16 protein-coding genes are annotated in these 16,232 nt (G+C 72.3%); 7 read left to right on the top strand and 9 right to left on the bottom strand.

Translation table 11 applies throughout. From position 1 onward, the window contains the following. Window positions 1-635 precede the first annotated feature (635 nt). Window positions 636-1,568, top strand: a complete 933-nt coding sequence (locus ACWDSL_RS16335) for an alpha/beta fold hydrolase (RefSeq protein WP_450485818.1) — start codon at window positions 636-638, stop codon at window positions 1,566-1,568. Between the two features lie 11 nt (window positions 1,569-1,579). On the opposite strand, the gene ACWDSL_RS16330 is transcribed toward ACWDSL_RS16335, so the two are convergent. Further along, window positions 1,580-2,512 (bottom strand): NYN domain-containing protein, encoded by a 933-nt coding sequence (locus ACWDSL_RS16330; RefSeq protein ID WP_450485816.1) that lies wholly within the window; start codon window positions 2,510-2,512, stop codon window positions 1,580-1,582. A gap of 208 nt (window positions 2,513-2,720) precedes the next feature. On the opposite strand from ACWDSL_RS16330, the gene ACWDSL_RS16325 reads away from it, so the two are divergent. Continuing rightward, entirely contained in the window at window positions 2,721-2,873 is a 153-nt protein-coding gene (locus tag ACWDSL_RS16325; RefSeq protein WP_014176661.1) for a hypothetical protein, read from the top strand. A gap of 110 nt (window positions 2,874-2,983) precedes the next feature. On the opposite strand, the gene ACWDSL_RS16320 is transcribed toward ACWDSL_RS16325, so the two are convergent. The 3 genes from ACWDSL_RS16320 to ACWDSL_RS16310 all read right to left on the bottom strand — a co-directional run bounded on the left by ACWDSL_RS16320 (window position 2,984) and on the right by ACWDSL_RS16310 (window position 5,332). Next, on the bottom strand, window positions 2,984-3,907 hold the full coding sequence (locus ACWDSL_RS16320) for a PHP domain-containing protein (protein ID WP_450485814.1): 924 nt from the start codon (window positions 3,905-3,907) through the stop codon (window positions 2,984-2,986). A gap of 85 nt (window positions 3,908-3,992) precedes the next feature. Continuing rightward, on the bottom strand, window positions 3,993-4,631 hold the full coding sequence (locus ACWDSL_RS16315) for a DUF6758 family protein (RefSeq protein ID WP_450485812.1): 639 nt from the start codon (window positions 4,629-4,631) through the stop codon (window positions 3,993-3,995). Between the two features lie 92 nt (window positions 4,632-4,723). Further along, entirely contained in the window at window positions 4,724-5,332 is a 609-nt protein-coding gene (locus ACWDSL_RS16310; protein WP_450485810.1) for a suppressor of fused domain protein, read from the bottom strand. A gap of 453 nt (window positions 5,333-5,785) precedes the next feature. On the opposite strand from ACWDSL_RS16310, the gene ACWDSL_RS16305 reads away from it, so the two are divergent. Continuing rightward, window positions 5,786-6,886, top strand: a complete 1,101-nt coding sequence (locus ACWDSL_RS16305) for a magnesium and cobalt transport protein CorA (RefSeq protein WP_450485809.1) — start codon at window positions 5,786-5,788, stop codon at window positions 6,884-6,886. An 18-nt stretch (window positions 6,887-6,904) separates the two neighbouring features. Here ACWDSL_RS16305 and ACWDSL_RS16300 read toward each other — a convergent pair whose 3' ends face one another. Next, the gene (locus ACWDSL_RS16300; RefSeq protein WP_450485807.1) at window positions 6,905-7,879 is read right to left on the bottom strand and encodes a DMT family transporter; all 975 of its coding nucleotides are present in this window, start codon (window positions 7,877-7,879) and stop codon (window positions 6,905-6,907) included. Between the two features lie 102 nt (window positions 7,880-7,981). Between ACWDSL_RS16300 and ACWDSL_RS16295 the strand changes: the two genes are divergently transcribed. Next, window positions 7,982-8,524, top strand: coding sequence for a hypothetical protein (locus tag ACWDSL_RS16295; RefSeq protein WP_450485805.1), 543 nt, complete (start codon window positions 7,982-7,984; stop codon window positions 8,522-8,524). A 39-nt stretch (window positions 8,525-8,563) separates the two neighbouring features. On the opposite strand, the gene ACWDSL_RS16290 is transcribed toward ACWDSL_RS16295, so the two are convergent. After that, window positions 8,564-9,343 carry a hypothetical protein gene (locus ACWDSL_RS16290; protein WP_450485803.1) on the bottom strand — a complete coding sequence of 260 codons (780 nt, stop codon included), beginning with the start codon at window positions 9,341-9,343 and terminating at the stop codon, window positions 8,564-8,566. A gap of 196 nt (window positions 9,344-9,539) precedes the next feature. On the opposite strand from ACWDSL_RS16290, the gene ACWDSL_RS16285 reads away from it, so the two are divergent. The 3 genes from ACWDSL_RS16285 to ACWDSL_RS16275 are packed head-to-tail and all read left to right on the top strand — an operon-like array spanning window position 9,540 to window position 12,619. Continuing rightward, window positions 9,540-10,883, top strand: coding sequence for a magnesium transporter MgtE N-terminal domain-containing protein (locus tag ACWDSL_RS16285; protein ID WP_450485801.1), 1,344 nt, complete (start codon window positions 9,540-9,542; stop codon window positions 10,881-10,883). After that, complete coding sequence (locus ACWDSL_RS16280; protein ID WP_450485799.1) at window positions 10,873-11,421, top strand: DUF1003 domain-containing protein; 549 nt, start codon at window positions 10,873-10,875, stop codon at window positions 11,419-11,421. Before ACWDSL_RS16285 ends, ACWDSL_RS16280 begins: the two co-directional genes overlap by 11 nt. A gap of 43 nt (window positions 11,422-11,464) precedes the next feature. Beyond that, a complete protein-coding gene (locus tag ACWDSL_RS16275; protein ID WP_450485797.1) occupies window positions 11,465-12,619 on the top strand; it encodes an Mrp/NBP35 family ATP-binding protein in 1,155 nt (384 codons plus the stop codon). Between the two features lie 126 nt (window positions 12,620-12,745). On the opposite strand, the gene ACWDSL_RS16270 is transcribed toward ACWDSL_RS16275, so the two are convergent. The 3 genes from ACWDSL_RS16270 to ACWDSL_RS16260 all read right to left on the bottom strand — a co-directional run bounded on the left by ACWDSL_RS16270 (window position 12,746) and on the right by ACWDSL_RS16260 (window position 16,232). Further along, the gene (locus ACWDSL_RS16270) at window positions 12,746-13,435 is read right to left on the bottom strand and encodes a hypothetical protein (protein ID WP_450485795.1); all 690 of its coding nucleotides are present in this window, start codon (window positions 13,433-13,435) and stop codon (window positions 12,746-12,748) included. A gap of 117 nt (window positions 13,436-13,552) precedes the next feature. After that, a complete protein-coding gene (locus tag ACWDSL_RS16265; RefSeq protein ID WP_385620544.1) occupies window positions 13,553-14,035 on the bottom strand; it encodes a sec-independent translocase in 483 nt (160 codons plus the stop codon). Between the two features lie 193 nt (window positions 14,036-14,228). Further along, complete coding sequence (locus ACWDSL_RS16260) at window positions 14,229-16,232, bottom strand: trypsin-like peptidase domain-containing protein (protein ID WP_450485793.1); 2,004 nt, start codon at window positions 16,230-16,232, stop codon at window positions 14,229-14,231.

Here is a 16,232-nt window from a genome sequence, read left to right as displayed (position 1 = left end):
CTTTCAGCCAAAAAAACCCGCCCGCGCGGGCCCCGCCCCCCCCAAGCCGGCCCGCCGCCGGCGCCGCACCCGCTCGGCAGCGTCGAAGGCCGAGGCCACAGAGACAAGCTGACGCCACCCGCCCCACCGCCGAAGGGCCCGATCCGCTCCCCCGGACCGGGCCCTTCGGCATCCCCGGAGCCCCCAGCCGGGGGCAACAGTCGTCCGGCCGCACCGGTCGATCCCCCCGACCGTCCTCCGATCGCGCTGTCCGGGACGCGTCCCGCGTCCGGAAACCGCGGACCCGCCGGAAGCGACACCGCACGCGGCGCCGACACCACCGCGCCTGGGGGCTACGGCGCCGAACGCGCGGCGAGCCGAATGGCAGCATCGACCCGGGCGGCGGCGACCGGACGGTGTGCGGCACCGGCCACCAGCCACGGCCGGCCGCCGGAGGCAGCGGCCAATCGCAGCGTCACCCACGTGGCGGCCTGACCGTGCGCAGACGCGGACCCTCCGGAGGACAGGCCCCAGGCACCGGCCCAGCCACCGACCGAAGCCGACCCGCCACCGACGCCGCGCTCGCGGCGGGCGCGGCGTCCCACACGTCATGGCGGGTTGGCCGGGATTTTCCGTGTGCGCGCTAGCCTCGGCGCATGAGCAGGCCGCCGTTCATCACGCTGCCCGGGTGCGCCCGTGCGCACCGTCTTCGTACCGCCCGCGGGGAGTTCGCCGTACATGACGCGCGCCCTGAGGGGGCGCCGCGGGGGACGGTGCTGTTGGTGCCCGGGTTCACCGGGAGCAAGGAAGACTTCATCGCGCTGCTGGAGCCGCTGGCCCGCGCCGGGTTCCGGGTGGTCGCGGTCGATGGGCGCGGGCAGCACGAGACCGGCGGGCCGCGGGACGAGGCGGCGTACGCGCGGCAGGAGCTGGCCCGGGACGTCCTGGCGCAGGCGGCCGCGCTGGACGCCGGGGCCGACACCACCACCGGCACCACCACCGACGCCGACCCCACCGCCGCCACCGCCGAGCGCTCCGCGCCGCTGCACGTACTCGGGCATTCGCTCGGTGGGCTGGTCGTACGGACCGCCGTGATGATGGCCCCGGACGCCTTCACCTCGCTGACGCTGATGTCCTCCGGCCCGGCCGCCATCTCCGAATCGCAGCAGGCCCGCACCAAGCTGCTGATCGACGCGCTGGCCGTGACCGATATGGAGACCGTCTGGCAGGCGATGCGCGAGCTCGACCCGCCGGAGGCGCCCGAGGAGACCACGCCGCCGGGCGTCGAGGACTTCCTCCACCAGCGCTGGCTGGGCACCGTTCCCGAGCAGCTGATCGCCACCGGGCGGCAGCTGAACAGCGAGCCGGACCGGGTCGCGGAGCTGGCCGGGGTGGCGCTGCCCAAGCATGTGCTGTCCGGGATCGTGGATTACGCCTGGCCGGTGCCGCTGATGGACGAGATGGCCGAACGGCTCGGCGCCCACCGCACCGTCATCCAGGGCGCGGGGCACTCCCCCAACGCGGAGCGGCCGCTCCCCACCGCCGAGGCCCTGATCGACTTCTGGGGCGGCGTCGACCACAAAAGCTGACAGCTGACGCGTCAGTACTGGGCCTGTAGGTGCTCCCAGAAGCCGTCCCGCAGCGCGCGCCGCAGATCGGCATGCGTACGCAGCGACAGCCGCAGCAGGGCCTCGGCGTCGATCAGCAGCTCCTGGTCGACCGAGCCCGGCAGGTAGGGGTGGCCGGGCAGCAGCTCGGCGAGTGATTCGCGGCCGCGCGAGGAGAGCCATCGCGCGGCGATCTGCGCGCCGACGAAGCGGACGTCGTCGCGGCCGGGGGCGGGCGCGCCCGGGCCCGGTTCGGCTCCGTACGGTTCGAAGCCCGCCGGGCGGCGGGTGACGTACGGCTTGCAGAAGTCGAGGTCGAAGGTGCGCTGGCTGTCGACCTCCCACAGCAGCGGCTCGGCCTGGTTGCGCCCCTCGACGGCCTCGATGCCCCAGAGGTGCACCCGCGCGCCGTACCCCTGCGCTGCCTCGACCGCGGAGACCAGGTCCTCGTCCCCGCCGATCAGCACCGCGTCGCCGATGGCGCGGTGCCGCGCGAGGGATTCGAGGTCGGAGCGGATGAGGGAGTCGACGCCCTTCTGCTGGTTGTTGGCGTTGAGGTTGCCGAGCCGGACCTTGACGTCGGGCAGCTCGGCGATGCTCTGCTGTTCGGAGGTGTGGATACGGCGCCGGGCGCCGTCGTACCAGTAGACGCGCAGCAGCCTGCTGTCCGGGAAGATCGTGCGGGCCTTGTCGATGAACGCCTCGATGAGCCCCTCGGCGTCGAGCTCGAAGGTTCTGCGGTCCTCGGTTCCTGCGACCAGTCGGCCGGCGGCCGCGTAGACATAGCCGGCGTCCACGAATATCGCGTGGGTGGACGGTGTGGTCGCGACCTCTGCGAGCACACGCTGCAGCAGCTCATTGGTGCGCTCGATGCCTGCGACGACCGAGGCGAGGTCTGGTTGGCCCGGAGGCGTGACGTCACTCATACGCGCTTCATTCTCCGGGCCGACGCGCTCAGGACACAACCGGACCTGGTACGAGACGGTAATTAGGCTCCCGAAAATTTTCTTTAGCGTAGGGAATGTTTTCCATGGCACCCTCTGTTGAACCGTACGGAAGCTCGCGGCACAGGCGCCGCGCGCATCCGTCTCACACCACAGTTCTCCTCAGGAGGATCAGACGAAGGGAGAAGCCATGCGCTTCGAGATCATGCGCCTCGACGATGTCGACGGGACCGCCGTGGACAGCACCGTTGTAGACGCCGCCTCCGTCAACCGGATCGTGCAGCAGGCCGCCGCAATCGGTCAGCGCATCTACATCCGACCCGCCGAAAGCTCAGCCCGGTAACGCCCCGTTTGTAGTACGTAGCAGTAGCTCGCAGTACGCAGCTTCCGGCGCCCTCGTGCCTCGTCGCACGGGGGCGCTTGTGCGTACGGGACGGGCTACGGCCGGACCGCTCAGCCGGCCCCGCCCGGCACCGGGGACGCCCCGGTCGCCCGGCGGACGATCTCTCCGTAGATCTCGGGATCCGTCGTGTACTCGCCGAGCCGACAGGTCTTACGGCTGCCGTGGTAGTCGCTGGAGCCCGTGGTGAGCAGGCCGAGCTCGGCGGCGAGTCCGCGCAGCCGCTTGCGCGTGGGCTCGTCGTGGTCCATATGGTCCACCTCGATCCCGTCGAGCCCGGCGGCCGCGAGCTCCGCGATCGCGCTCTCGGGCACGCACAGCCCGCGCTTGAGGGCCAGCGGATGCGCGAAGACGGTCACCCCGCCGGCCGCCTTGACCAGGCGGATCGCCTCGAACGGGTCGAGCTCGTGCTTCTCGGCGTAGGCCCGGCCGCCATTGGCGAGCCACTGCGGAGTGAAGGCGTCCGAGACGCTGTCGACGACGCCCAGCTCGACCAGCGCGGTCGCCACATGCGGCCGCCCCACGGCCCCGTCGCCGGCGATCCGGGCCACCTGCTCCCAGGTGATCGGCACGCCCAGCTCCCGCAGCTTGTCGACCATCGCCCGGGCGCGCGGCACCCGGTCGTCGCGGACGAGCTCGCGCTCGCGCGCCAGCTCCGGCTCGACCGGGTCGAAGAGATACGCCAGCATGTGCAGGCTCACGCCCGCCGCGCCGTCTTCCGACGCACCTGAGGCAGTGCCTGAGGCACCGGGCGACGGCGGGACCATCAGCCGGCACGACAGCTCGGCGCCGGTCACCAGGGTCAGCCCCGATGAAACGCCGCGCAGCTCCCGCTTCGCCTCCTCGTACCCGCCGACAGTGTCGTGGTCGGTGAGCGCGACGACGTCAAGGCCGGCCGCGGCGGCGCCCAGCACCAGCTCGGCGGGGGTGTCCGTACCGTCGGACGCAGTGGAGTGGGTGTGCAGATCGATGCGCACGACGCGGGCTCCCAGCTGCGGCGGTGGAACGGAGGGGACGCTTCAGAATAACCGGCCGCGCCCGAGATGATCAGCCCCGAGATGATCAGCCCAGGATGCGCGGCGACAGCGCCCCGCACGGCACCAGGTCCACCTCGGCCCCGGCGTCCCGCAGATCGGTGAGCACCATCTCGTCGTACATCATCAGACCGGTCTGCTCGGGCCAGACGATCGCCCACAGCCACAGCCCGCACGCCTCCCCCGCGAACACCGCGCGGTCGTCGGGCGTGCCCTCGACCAGCCACAGCGGGGTGGGCCGCCCGGCGGCCAACACCTTGACCTGCGGCGCCCGGTCGACCCGCATACCGGGTCCCGGGTCGGGGCCGCGGATCCCGGCGTATCGCGCACCGAGCCCGACCCCCAGCTCCTCCGCGACCAGCAGCAGCTCCCCGGGCCCGCCCAGCGGACCGGGTCCTGAGCACGCCACTGCTGTGGCCCGGCCGCCGCTGCGGTCGTCGCCCGCACAGGCGACGCCGGTGAACAGCCAGCCGACCGGAAGCGGCCACGGCATCCACACCGGAACCCGGGCGCGGTTGGTGACGACCACGAGTGCTTCGACGCTCGGCGGGACGACCGGCTGAAGCGGATGCACCGTACCGTGCACCCCGCACTGCCAGAAGTCGGCGAAAAGACCGGGCGCCCGCACCCGGCCACCGCACTTCGGGCAACTGGGTTCGCCCCTCATAGGGCCCCACGGTCCTCCCCGGGCGTCGCCACGTCAAGGACGATCACCCGTCCGGATGCGACTCGGGCCGACACATGAGCCGCCCCCTCATCTCAGCTCGCCAGCGGCACCCCGGAGCGGCTCGGGTCCCGCAGATCCGTGCCGTGCCTGAGCCAGCGGTCCTGCAGCGCGCCCGCGCCGTGCACCCGCTTCCACGCCGCCTCGTTCCCGGTCATGGGCAGCAGCGGCAGAAACCGGACCGGGGCCATCGGCTGGTCGAGCTCCAAGTCCTCGACCAGCCCGCCCGGTTCGGCCACCAATACGGAGGTGAAGGACGCGCCCGGCCACAGCGGCCCGCCCAGGTCCAGCGATGCGCCCGGCGCCACCACCACGCCCTCCACCTGGGGGGACGCGGCGAGGACGGCGAGCGGGCGCAGCACCTCGTCGAGTACGGGCAGTCCGGGGCCCACGGCCGCGCCGCCGATTCGCACCGTCAGCACCAGCTCGGCGCGCGGGCCGCGCAGCGGGTCGGCGACGACGGCGGTCGGGTCGGTCATCGGCCGGTCGGCCATGCCGAGTGTGGCGTAACGCACGACGTCCGCGTCGCGGAAGCGCAGCACCTCGATGCGGTCCGTGCCGACGAAGGTCACGGCGGCGCGGGCGTCAGGCTCGCCGAGCGCCGTCCGCAATCGGGCCTCGACCAGCTGAAGAACGTCTGACATGCGGCGAGCATAGATCGCGTATCGAACAGGCAAAGCGGCGACTTATCGGTTCAGACGGCTGATAGCCTTGGCGCCTGCCCAGGGAGTTATACGTCGTCCCTCAAGGGGGACCGACCGGAGGAGGTGGGGCTGCGGTGGATCCTAGTCGACCGTGCAGTACCGACAGTTCTCCCGTCCTCTTCCCCTCGGTATGCGGCTGTTCTTGATCTGAAACCTTCCGTACCCCACCGCTCCGCGGTGAAACACGTGAAGTCGATTCGCAGCCAGGGCACTTGACGGTAGAGCGCCTTCGTAACGCTTTGTCTCTTTTCTACCGCGAAGTTCCGTCAGCGCCATCGCACGGAGTGCCGCCCGCTTTGCGGACGTACGGCCACCGAAGCCCGTACGTCCACCTTCCGGGCCGCGCTGCGCCGCGCGCCCGTCGCTGACGGCCTGCCCGTGAAGGAGCCCGTCATGTCGATGATCCGTGACCTGCGCGCAGCCGTCCGCCCCGCCCTGCGCCGCCCCCGCGCCACCAGCAACTACGACACCACCCGCGACCCCTCCGTCTCCAGCGCGGTGATCGACTGCGCCGTCTACCGCGACGGGCGGCGGGTCAGCGACCACTGCAGCCCGGCCGAGGCCATGAAGCGCGTGCGCGCCGAGGGCGGCTTCGCCTGGATCGGGCTGCACGAGCCGACCGAGCGCGAGTTCGCCGGAATCGCACAGGAGTTCGGACTCCACCCGCTGGCCGTGGAGGACGCGGTCCAGGCGCACCAGCGGCCGAAGCTGGAGCGATACGACGACTCCCTGTTCACCGTCTTCAAGACGATCCACTACGTCGAGCACGCGGAGCTCACCGCCACCAGCGAGGTCGTCGAGACCGGCGAGGTCATGTGCTTCACCGGCCGGAACTTCATCGTGACCGTCCGGCACGGCGGCCAGGGCTCGCTGCGCGCGCTGCGCCACCGCCTCCAGGAGGACCCCGAGCTGCTGGCCAAGGGCCCCTCGGCGGTGCTGCACGCGATCGCCGACCAGGTCGTGGACGGCTATCTCGCGGTCGCCGACGCGGTCCAGGACGATATCGACGAGGTCGAGATCGACGTCTTCTCGGCGGCCAGCTCCCGGCGGGGCGGCGACGCGGGGCGGATCTACCAGCTCAAGCGTGAGGTGCTGGAGTTCAAGCGGGCCGTCTCGCCGTTGCTGCGGCCGATGCAGCTGCTGAGCGAGCGGCCGATGCGGGTGGTGGACCCGGACATCCAGAAGTACTTCCGGGACGTCGCGGACCACCTGGCGCGGGTCAGTGAGCAGGTGCTGGCCTTCGACGACCTGCTCAACTCGATCCTCCAGGCCAATCTGGCGCAGGCCACCGTGGCCCAGAACGAGGACATGCGCAAGATCACGTCCTGGGCGGCGATCTTCGCCGTGCCCACGATGATCGCCGGGATCTACGGTATGAACTTCGACTACATGCCGGAGCTGCGCTGGAAGTTCGGCTACCCGGCGATGCTCGTCGTCACGGTCTCGATCTGCTTCGTCATCCACCGCGGCTTCAAGCGCAACGGCTGGCTCTGAGCAGCCCTCAGCCGGGACTCAGCCGGGCTTTCTGCGGTCCGCCAGCACCACCAGCGCCAGGCCGACGAGGATCACCCCGAGCGCCGGGTAGGCGACCGCATGCGGCATCTGCCCCAGCCAGAGGGCGGCGATCAGGGCCGCGCCCGGCGTCTCGAGCAGCAGCGAGGTCGAGGTGATGGACGGCCCCAGGCCCTTCACCACGCGGTTGATGAGCGAGTGCCCCAGCAGCTGCGCGGTGACCGTCAGCACGGCCAGCTTCAGCCAGGTCGCGCCGCTGTAGCCGCCCAGGGCCGTACCGGAGGCCAGGCAGGTGATCAGCAGAAGCACGCTGGTGGTGCCGTAGCAGACGTACGTGTACGCCGTCGTGCTCACCGTCCGCCGCACCTCGGCGCCGAGCACCACATACCCCGCGCCCGCGATGCCGCCCACCAGCGCGAGCGCGTCGCCCGCGAGCGCGCGCGTGGACAGCGACAGATCGACCCCGGTCAGCAGCAGCACGCCGAGGAGGGCGACCGACATACCCGCCCAGACCAGGCCGGACGGGCGCTGCCCGCGCAGCCGCAGCAGCAGCGCGGTCCAGATCGGGGTCGTGGTGACGAGCGCGGTCGACGAGGCGACGGAGGTCATATGCAGGCTGGGCAGCCACGCCCCGAAGTGCAGCGCGAGCAGCGCCCCCGCCCCGACGGACAGCAGCACCCCGCCGCGCCCCATCCCGCGCAGCTCCCGCCGATGGCGCAGCAGCGCGAAGGGGGTCAGCGCGCCGACGGCCATGGCGTTGCGCCAGAACGCGACGGCCAGGGCCGGGGCCGCCGTCGCGGCGACCAGGGGCGCGGAGAACGAGACCGAGGCGACGGCGAGCGCCAGCAGCGCCACATCGAGGGTGGCGGCGGGGTGGACGGCGGGTGTCTGCGGGACAGGGGCTACGGGTCCGGCCGGACCGGCCGGACCGACACCGGCGGAGGTCCCGGAGCGGCTGGAACTGGCATTGGACACCGCCTCAGGGTAAGAGGCATGAGGACCCTTCGGAACTGTCCGCCCATCTGGTGGGACGGCCGTCCGTACGGCGGTCGTCCCACCGGGCCATAGGCTGTCGGCATGACGCAGACCCCGTTGGACCGCGCCCTCATCGAGGAAGCGGCCAAGAAGTCCGCCCTCGTCTGGGTCCGTGGCGCGGCCGGCGCCCAGGCCGTCGCCGAGCGGGCGCTGTGGCACGTATGGCACGAGGGCGCGGTCTGTCTGGTCGGGGACGGCCCCGGGGAGCAGCCCCTGAGCGACCTCGGTCTGGTGGACGGCGGCGCCGCCACCGTCACCGTGCGCAGCAAGGACAAGGGCGGACGGCTCGTCACCTGGCCCGCCCGGGTGGCCGAACTCGCGCCCGGCGGCGAGGCGTGGACGGCCGCCGTCGACGAGCTGAAGGGCAAGCGGCTGAACGCCCCGGACTCCGATCGGATCGCCGAGCGCTGGGCCCGTGAGTGCCGGGTGCTGCGCCTGGAGCCGACGTCGGCCCCGGTCGAGGAGCTGCCGTCCGGCTCCCTGGCCGCGCCCCCGCCGCCGAGCCCGGCCACCACCCGCCACCCGATGCCCGCCGGCCTCCCCAAGCTGCTCGCCCGCCGGGGCCGCTCGCGCAAGGGCCGCTGAGCGGTACGCACCGCTGAGGCGCTACGTACCGCTGGGGCGTTACGTACCGCTGGGGATCTGCTGTCCGTAGTCCACGACATCGCCCTTGTCCGGCGCGGCCAGCGTGAAGTCCTTGTCCCAGTCGGCGAGCCGGATCACGCCCGCGCGGCCCGCCCGCTCCAGCCGCAGCGGATACGGCGTGCCCTCCAACGACACGTCGAGCGCCCCGCCGCTGCCCTCGCCGCCGCGGATCCGGATGGTCCGTACGCCGTCGACCTTGCCGCGGTCGCCCGTGGAGATCTTTCCGTGCAGGCCGAGCAGCCCGTCGAGCAGCAGGGTCTTGTCCGTCAGCCCGCTGAGCTGTTTGTACGAGGGGTCCCCGGCCGGGATCTTCACGTACTTGTCGTCGAGCTTTTTCGCGGCGGCCGCGTCGCCCGCGCTCTGTCCGCCCCCGCTCTGCCCGCTGCCGCCGCCCTCACCGCTCTCGCTCTTGTGCGTCCAAAAGCCCGCGTCGGCCTTGAGGTAGAGGGCCTTGCCGACGCGCAGCAGCTGGAAGGTGCTGCCCTCGGTGGAGACCTGGCCGGTGCCGCCGTCCGCCTTGAGCCGCATATCGACCTTGTAGGTGCGCCCCTTGGTGACGAGCTCGCCGGCCAGACGTACCGCCTCGGCGTCCCCGGCGGCCTTCTGGGTTCTGGCCTCGATCTTCGCGGCGGGGAGCTTGCCCACGCCGTTGGTGCCCGCGTCGGGGTCCTCGCCGCCGCCGTCGCCGCCACATCCGGCGAGCGCCGCGGCCAACCCCGCGCACATCGCCGCCACGACAGCTGGGTTCCGGGTGCGCACGTCTGCTCTGCCTCCTGAAGCCGATGCAGGGGCAGCGTACCGGTGCCGTCCAGGGGTCCCGCCCCGGCGGCAGGGCAGGGCCGGGCGCGCTAGCCTGAACCAGGCATTCAAAGCAATAGTCATATACGAGCGCATACAGCTTTGAAACCGGCATTTGCACTGGCAGAAGAGCCCACGACACAGGGAGGCGCATGACATGCCCGCAGGCGCCCCCAGGGTGTTCGTCTCGCACCTCGCGGGTGTTCCCGTCTTCGACCCCAACGGCGATCAGGTGGGCCGGGTCCGCGATCTGGTGGCCATGCTGCGCCTGGGCGGCCGACCGCCGCGCCTGCTGGGTCTGGTGGTCGAAGTGGTCACCCGCCGCCGGATCTTCCTGCCCATGACCCGGGTGACCAGCGTCGAGTCCGGCCAGGTCATCACCACGGGCGTGGTCAACATGCGGCGCTTCGAGCAGCGCCCGACCGAGACCCTGGTGCTCGGCGAGCTGCTGGACCGCACCGTACGGATGGTGGAGACGGGCGAGGAGGTCACGGTCCTCGACGTGGCCATGGCGCAGCTGCCCGCGCGCCGGGACTGGCAGATCGACAAGGTCTTCGTACGGCGCGGCAGGTCGGGCGCGCTGCGGCGGCGCGGGGAGACGCTGACCGTCGACTGGTCCGCGGTCACCGGCTTCTCCCTCGAGGAGCAGGGGCAGGGCGCGGAGAATCTGCTGGCCACCTTCGAACAGCTGCGCCCCGCCGACCTCGCCAATGTGCTGCACCACCTCTCGGAGAAGCGGCGCGGCGAAGTGGCGGCGGCGCTGGACGACGAACGGCTCGCCGATGTCCTGGAGGAGCTGCCGGACGACGACCAGGTCGAAATCCTCGGCAAGCTCCAGGAGGAGCGCGCGGCCGACGTCCTGGAGGCGATGGCCCCGGACGACGCGGCCGATCTGCTCTCCGAGCTCCCCGAGGAGGACAAGGAGCGGCTGCTGGCCCTGATGCGGCCGCGCGACGCGGCGGACATGCGGCGGCTGATGTCGTACGAGGAGGGCTCGGCGGGCGGGCTGATGACGCCCGACCCGATCGTGCTGCGCCCGGACGCGACGGTCGCGGACGCCCTCGCGCGCGTACGCAACCGGGATCTGACCCCCGCGCTCGCCGCGCAGGTGTATGTGTGCCGGCCGCCGGACGAGACGCCGACCGGCCGCTATCTGGGCCTGGTGCACTTCCAGCGGCTGCTGCGGGAGCCGCCGTACACGCTCGTCGCCTCGGTCGTCGACACCGATCTCCAGCCGCTGCGGCCCGAGGCCCTGCTGCCCGGGGTGACCAGCTATCTGGCCACGTACAACCTGGTCACGGCGCCGGTCGTGGACGAGAGCGGTTCGCTGCTCGGCGCGGTGACGGTCGACGATGTGCTCGACCACCTGCTGCCGCCCGACTGGCGGGAGCGGGAGCTGTACGGCATGGCCGCGCCCACGGTCTCCGGAGGCCCGCCGACGGTCCCCGGAAGCCGGCCCGCGGTCCGTGGCGGCTGGCCGGAGGTCCCCGATGGCCGGTGAGGGAACCCGGCTCGACCGGCCCAGGGAGCGCCGCCGCTTCCGGCTGCCGCGGTGGGACCCGGAGGCGTTCGGCAGGGCGTCGGAGCGGATCGCCCGCTTCCTGGGGACCGGCCGTTTCATCGTCTGGATGACGGTCTTCGTCGCCCTATGGCTCGGCTGGAACATCCTGGCCCCGGCGCGGCTGCGGTTCGACTCCTTCCCGTTCATCTTCCTGACGCTGATGCTCTCGCTGCAGGCCTCCTACTCGGCCCCGCTGATCCTGCTCTCCCAGTACCGGCAGTCCGACCGCGACCGGGTCACCCTGGAGCAGGACCGCGCCCGGGACGAGCGCTCCATCGCCGACACCGAGTTCCTGGCCCGGGAGATCGCCGCGCTGCGGATGGGCATGGGCGAGGTGGCGACCCGCGACTGGATCCGCTCCGAGTTCCAGGATCTGATCAGGGAGGTGGAGCGGGAGGGCACCAAGGGACGCGCTGCCCCGTCCCCGGCCCCCTCTCCCGCCCCGTCCCCGGCCCCGCGTGACGAACGCGATCGCTGACCGCCCTTACCGCCCAGTACCCGGTGCGCCGTACCATCTCCGTATGGCTACCGACACTGCCCCCACACCGACCGAGGACGCGGTGCGCGCCGCACTCGCGACGGTCAACGACCCGGAGATCCACAAGCCGATCACGGACCTCGGCATGGTCAAATCCGTCGAGATCGCGGCGGACGGCACGGTCGCGGTGGCGGTCTACCTCACGGTCTCCGGCTGTCCCATGCGCGAGACGATCACCGCCCGAGTGCAGGAGGCGGTGTCCAGGGTCGCGGGCGTGGCCGGCGTCACCGTCGAGCTGGATGTGATGAGCGACGAGCAGCGGCGCGAGCTGGCCACCTCGCTGCGCGGCGGCCAGGCCGAGCGCGAGGTGCCCTTCGCCAAGCCGGGCTCGCTGACCCGGGTGTACGCGGTGGCGTCCGGCAAGGGCGGCGTCGGCAAGTCGTCGGTGACGGTCAACCTGGCCGCGGCGATGGCCGCCGACGGTCTGAAGGTCGGCGTCGTGGACGCCGACATCTACGGCCACTCGGTGCCGCGCATGCTGGGCGCCGACGGCACCCCCACCCAGGTGGAGAACATGATCATGCCGCCGTCGGCCAACGGCGTGAAGGTCATCTCGATCGGCATGTTCACCCCGGGCAACGCACCGGTGGTGTGGCGCGGGCCGATGCTGCACCGCGCGCTCCAGCAGTTCCTCGCCGATGTCTACTGGGGCGACCTGGACGTACTGCTGCTCGACCTGCCGCCGGGCACCGGCGATATCGCGATCTCCGTGGCCCAGCTCGTGCCCAACGCCGAGATCCTGGTCGTCACCACGCCGCAGATGGCTGCCGCCGAGGTCGCCGAGCGGGCGGGCTCGATCGCGGTCCAGACCCATCAGAAGATCGTCGGCGTGGTCGAGAACATGTCCGGACTGCCCTGTCCGCACTGCGACGAGATGGTCGACGTCTTCGGTACGGGCGGCGGCCAGACGGTCGCCGACGGCCTGACCCGGGCCACCGGCGCCACGGTGCCGGTGCTCGGCGCCATCCCGATCGATGTGCGGCTGCGCGAGGGCGGCGACGAGGGGAAGCCGGTCGTGCTGACCGACCCCGACTCCCCGGCGGGCAGCGCGCTGCGGGCCATCGCGGGCAAGCTCGGGGGGCGGCAGCGCGGGCTGGCGGGTATGTCGCTGGGCATCACACCGCGCAACAAGTTCTGAGCGGGCCTTGAGCGGGCTCGGCGAGCGGGCGCGAAGAGCTGCGGGCGGCCTCCTCAGGGGGGCCGCCCGGTCTTTTCGTGCTGCCTGCTGTCCGGCTGTTCTGCCTCGGCAGCTGCCTGGTCTCGGCTACTCGTACGCGGTGATGTCCTTGATCACCGCGAAGCCCAGCCCGTACGCGCTCATCCCGCGCCCGTACGCGCCGATGTGCACGCCCTCGCGGGCCGATCCGGCCAGCACCCAGCCGTACTCGGACTCGCGGTAGTGGAAGTCGGTCGGCACCCCGTCCACCGGCAGCGACAGCTGCGACCAGCCCGGGCCGTCGAGGTCGTCCGCGAGCTCCCAGGCGATCGCGGTCTGCTGGTCCAGCCAGTCCTGGCGCAGCGCGCGCTCCATACGCGTCGGCCAGGTCGACGACAGCAGGCCGGACCCGGCCAGCCAGGCCGCCGAGGCGACCGAGGTGGCCTCCAGCACGCCCGTACCGTCCGCGCTGTCCCGCACCGGGCGGCTGGCCACGGTCACCACGACCGCGAAGCGCTGCTGGTCCGGCTCGGTCTCGGCGCGCAGCGACGGCTCGTCGCCGTGCCCGGTGGAGCCGTGCTCGACCGTGCCGTCCGCGGCCGCGCCCACCTGCATCAGCCGGCGCCGCCCCGTGAACGCCTCGTCAAGGCCGTACCACGGGAAGGCGGCCAGCAGATAGCCGTCGACCCTCCGCCGAGCGTCCGCGGGGATCCCTTGAGCGGCCGACGCGGCGTCCTCGGCGGACGCGCCCGCTGTACCAGCCACCCCTTGCTCCCCTAGCCGACTCGTCGTCTCCATCTGCGCGGAGCCTCCTCGTTGCCCTGCGTCGTGGGCGGCCCGCCCCCCTCAGGCGACCTCACCCCGGACAAAGGGAGGATAGCCATACGGGTCAACCAGGCCGGGCATACGGGGGGATCAAGTGGCGTCGGAGTCGAAAGGCGGACGCTCCTCGCGCCCCGGCTCTTCGCGCTTGCGCAGCAGGTCAGGGGTGCTGGAGCCGCTGTCGGAGCCGGATCCGCCGCCGGACTTCGAGGTCGGGGAAGAACCGGAAGAGCCGTGTGCGGCGTCACTCTCCCGGCCGTTCACCGCGTCCGCGACCTCGGCCATCTCCTTGCGGAGGTCGAAGCCGTTACGGATCTCCTTGAGGCCCATGTCGTCCGAGTCGAGCACATGCTTGCGGACGAAATTCTTCGGGTTCAGGTCCTCGAACTCGAAGTCCTTGAACTCCGGGCCCAGCTCGGAGCGGATGTCCTCCTTGGCGTTGTCGGAGAACTCCCTCACCTTGCGTATGAACCGCGACACATCCTGGATGACCTTCGGAAGCTTCTCCGGGCCGAAGACGAGCACCGCAAGGATGACGAGCGCGATCAGCTCGAGGGGTCCTATGTCGAAGAACACCTTGCAGCTCCTAGGGACGTCTGTGGCCACGGTCCAGGCCACTGAACACGGTACCTGTCGGCAGGGGCAGGGAGGGAGACGCCCGGACCAACATCGGGCGTCTCCCTCCCCCGGCTACCGCTGGGAGGTGCCTCCTGACATCCCCCTCCCCCAGCTGGCTGGAAGGTGCCCCCGGCGTCACCAGCCGGGCGTGTCAGCTGCTGCCGCTGGCCGAACCGAGCGTCAGCTCCACCGTCCGCTCCCGGCCGTCCCGGCGCAGCGTCAGCCGGAGCCGGTCGCCGGGGCGGTGGCTGCGGATCTTGACGATCAACTCCTGGCCGCTGTGCACCCGTACGCCGTCCACCTCCGTGACGATGTCGCCGGCCTTGATCCCGGCCTTGTCACCCGGGCCACCCGGGTTGACCGGCGGGCCGTCGGCGCCCCGGGCGTGCACCCGGGCGCCGTCCCCCGCGTACTCCATGTCGAGCGTGACACCAATCACAGGGTGGGTGGCCTTGCCGGTGTTGATCAGCTCCTCGGCGACCCGCTTGCCCTGGTTGATCGGGATCGCGAAGCCCAGGCCGATGCTGCCGCCTTGGCTGCCGCCGAGCCCCGAACCGTCGTCGGCCGCGCGGATCGCGCTGTTGATGCCGATGACCCGCGCCTTGGAATCCACCAGCGGGCCGCCGGAGTTGCCCGGGTTTATCGGGGCGTCGGTCTGGAGCGCGTCGACATAGCTGACATCGCTGCCGTCCTCCTGCTCACCGCCCGCGGTGATGGGGCGCTCCTTGGCGCTGATGATCCCGGAGGTCACGGTGCCCGCCAGGTCGTACGGCGCGCCGATCGCCACGACGGGGTCGCCGACGCGCACGGAGTCGGAGTTGCCGAGGGCCAGCGGATGCAGTCCTGAGACACCGTCGACCTTGATGACCGCCAGGTCGTAGCCACTGTCCCGGCCGATCACCTTGGCGTCCGCCACCTCGCCGCCGCTGAACGTCACCGATATGGCGCCGCCCGAACCGGCGGGCTCCACGACGTGGTTGTTGGTGAGGATATGGCCCTGCCCGTCGAGCACGAAGCCGGTGCCGGTGGCCTGCTCCGTACCGCCGCTGACATGGATGGTCACCACGCCCGGCAGCGCCCGCGCGGCGATGCCCGAGACGCTGTCCGGGTCGACGGCCCCCTGGTCGGCCGACGCCTGCGGGAGGTGCACCGCGCTGTCCTCGGTGGTGCGCTCATGCTCCAGATACGCGCCGATACCGCCGCCGAGGCAGCCCGCGATCAGCGCGATCAGCACGGCCCCGACCAGTCCGCGGCGGCGCGAGGGCTTCCGCGGCACGTCCGGGGCCGAGGTCCACGGGTCGTAGTGCTGCCACTGCGCGGCCTGCCCCGCCTGGGACTGCAGGGGCTGCCCGGACTGCTGCGGCAGCTGGGCGGTGGCGGCGGCCGGGTCCGCCTGCGCGCCCGGCGGGAGCTGCGTGCCCGGCGGAAGCTGGGTGCCGTGGGCCGGAGTCATCCCGGCCGGGGCCATCGCGGCCGGGGGCAGCTGGGTGCCGTGGGCCGGGGTCATCCCGGGTGGCGGCACGGCCTGGGCCGCCGCGGGCGGCACCTGGGTGCCGTGCGCGGGGGTCGCGCCGGGGTGGATGCCGGGCGGAAGGGTGGTGCCATGGGCCGGGGTCGGCATGGGCCGCTGCACAGGAGGGGCGGGCGCCCAGGGGCCGGGACCGCCATAGGGCGGGGTGCTGTACGGGTCGGGGGCGTGCAGCGGATGGGCGGTCTGTCCGCCCTCGGCACCGGACTCGGCTCCCGCCGCGGCTCCGTCCCCGCCACCCTCGCCATCGCCGCTGTGGACGCCGGCCGCGGGTGACGGCGGCTGGTCCGACACACCGTCACCGGCAGCATTGTCTATGGGGGCTTGGGCCATGGGCGCCGGTCCGGCCTCGGCCCCGGCGGCCATCACGTCGCCCGGCACCGAGTCAACCGCCCCCGTATCGCCCGGCACCGTATCGCCCGGCGCCGCGGCGGCCGACGCTCCGTCAGCTGTGCCCGGCGCGCGCCCGACGCCGCCGTCGGCCGCGCCCACCGCCGCCGTCGGATCCCCCGCCGTGGTGTCTCCCGCGGGCTGCGCATCGGCCTCGGATGAAGAACGGCGACCGAGCCGCGCGTCCGGGCGGCTCCACCACTTCGGCTTGGGCCCGGTGGCCTTACCCTCGTCCAT

It is taken from the genome of Streptomyces sp. NPDC000941, assembly GCF_053599555.1.
Note: the sequence above shows the minus strand (reverse complement) of the source record. Positions and strands in the feature narration are given on the sequence as shown.

What these genes read in the sequence shown, in the direction of transcription:
- ACWDSL_RS16335 (WP_450485818.1), top strand. Translation starts at nt 636, where the DNA reads ATGAGCAGGCCGCCGTTCATCACGCTGCCCGGGTGCGCCCGTGCGCAC.
- ACWDSL_RS16330 (WP_450485816.1), bottom strand. Translation starts at nt 2,512, where the DNA reads ATGAGTGACGTCACGCCTCCGGGCCAACCAGACCTCGCCTCGGTCGTC.
- ACWDSL_RS16325 (WP_014176661.1), top strand. Translation starts at nt 2,721, where the DNA reads ATGCGCTTCGAGATCATGCGCCTCGACGATGTCGACGGGACCGCCGTG.
- ACWDSL_RS16315 (WP_450485812.1), bottom strand. Translation starts at nt 4,631, where the DNA reads ATGAGGGGCGAACCCAGTTGCCCGAAGTGCGGTGGCCGGGTGCGGGCG.
- ACWDSL_RS16310 (WP_450485810.1), bottom strand. Translation starts at nt 5,332, where the DNA reads ATGTCAGACGTTCTTCAGCTGGTCGAGGCCCGATTGCGGACGGCGCTC.
- ACWDSL_RS16305 (WP_450485809.1), top strand. Translation starts at nt 5,786, where the DNA reads ATGTCGATGATCCGTGACCTGCGCGCAGCCGTCCGCCCCGCCCTGCGC.
- ACWDSL_RS16295 (WP_450485805.1), top strand. Translation starts at nt 7,982, where the DNA reads ATGACGCAGACCCCGTTGGACCGCGCCCTCATCGAGGAAGCGGCCAAG.
- ACWDSL_RS16285 (WP_450485801.1), top strand. Translation starts at nt 9,540, where the DNA reads ATGCCCGCAGGCGCCCCCAGGGTGTTCGTCTCGCACCTCGCGGGTGTT.
- ACWDSL_RS16280 (WP_450485799.1), top strand. Translation starts at nt 10,873, where the DNA reads ATGGCCGGTGAGGGAACCCGGCTCGACCGGCCCAGGGAGCGCCGCCGC.
- ACWDSL_RS16275 (WP_450485797.1), top strand. Translation starts at nt 11,465, where the DNA reads ATGGCTACCGACACTGCCCCCACACCGACCGAGGACGCGGTGCGCGCC.
- ACWDSL_RS16270 (WP_450485795.1), bottom strand. Translation starts at nt 13,435, where the DNA reads ATGGAGACGACGAGTCGGCTAGGGGAGCAAGGGGTGGCTGGTACAGCG.
- ACWDSL_RS16260 (WP_450485793.1), bottom strand. Translation starts at nt 16,232, where the DNA reads ATGGACGAGGGTAAGGCCACCGGGCCCAAGCCGAAGTGGTGGAGCCGC.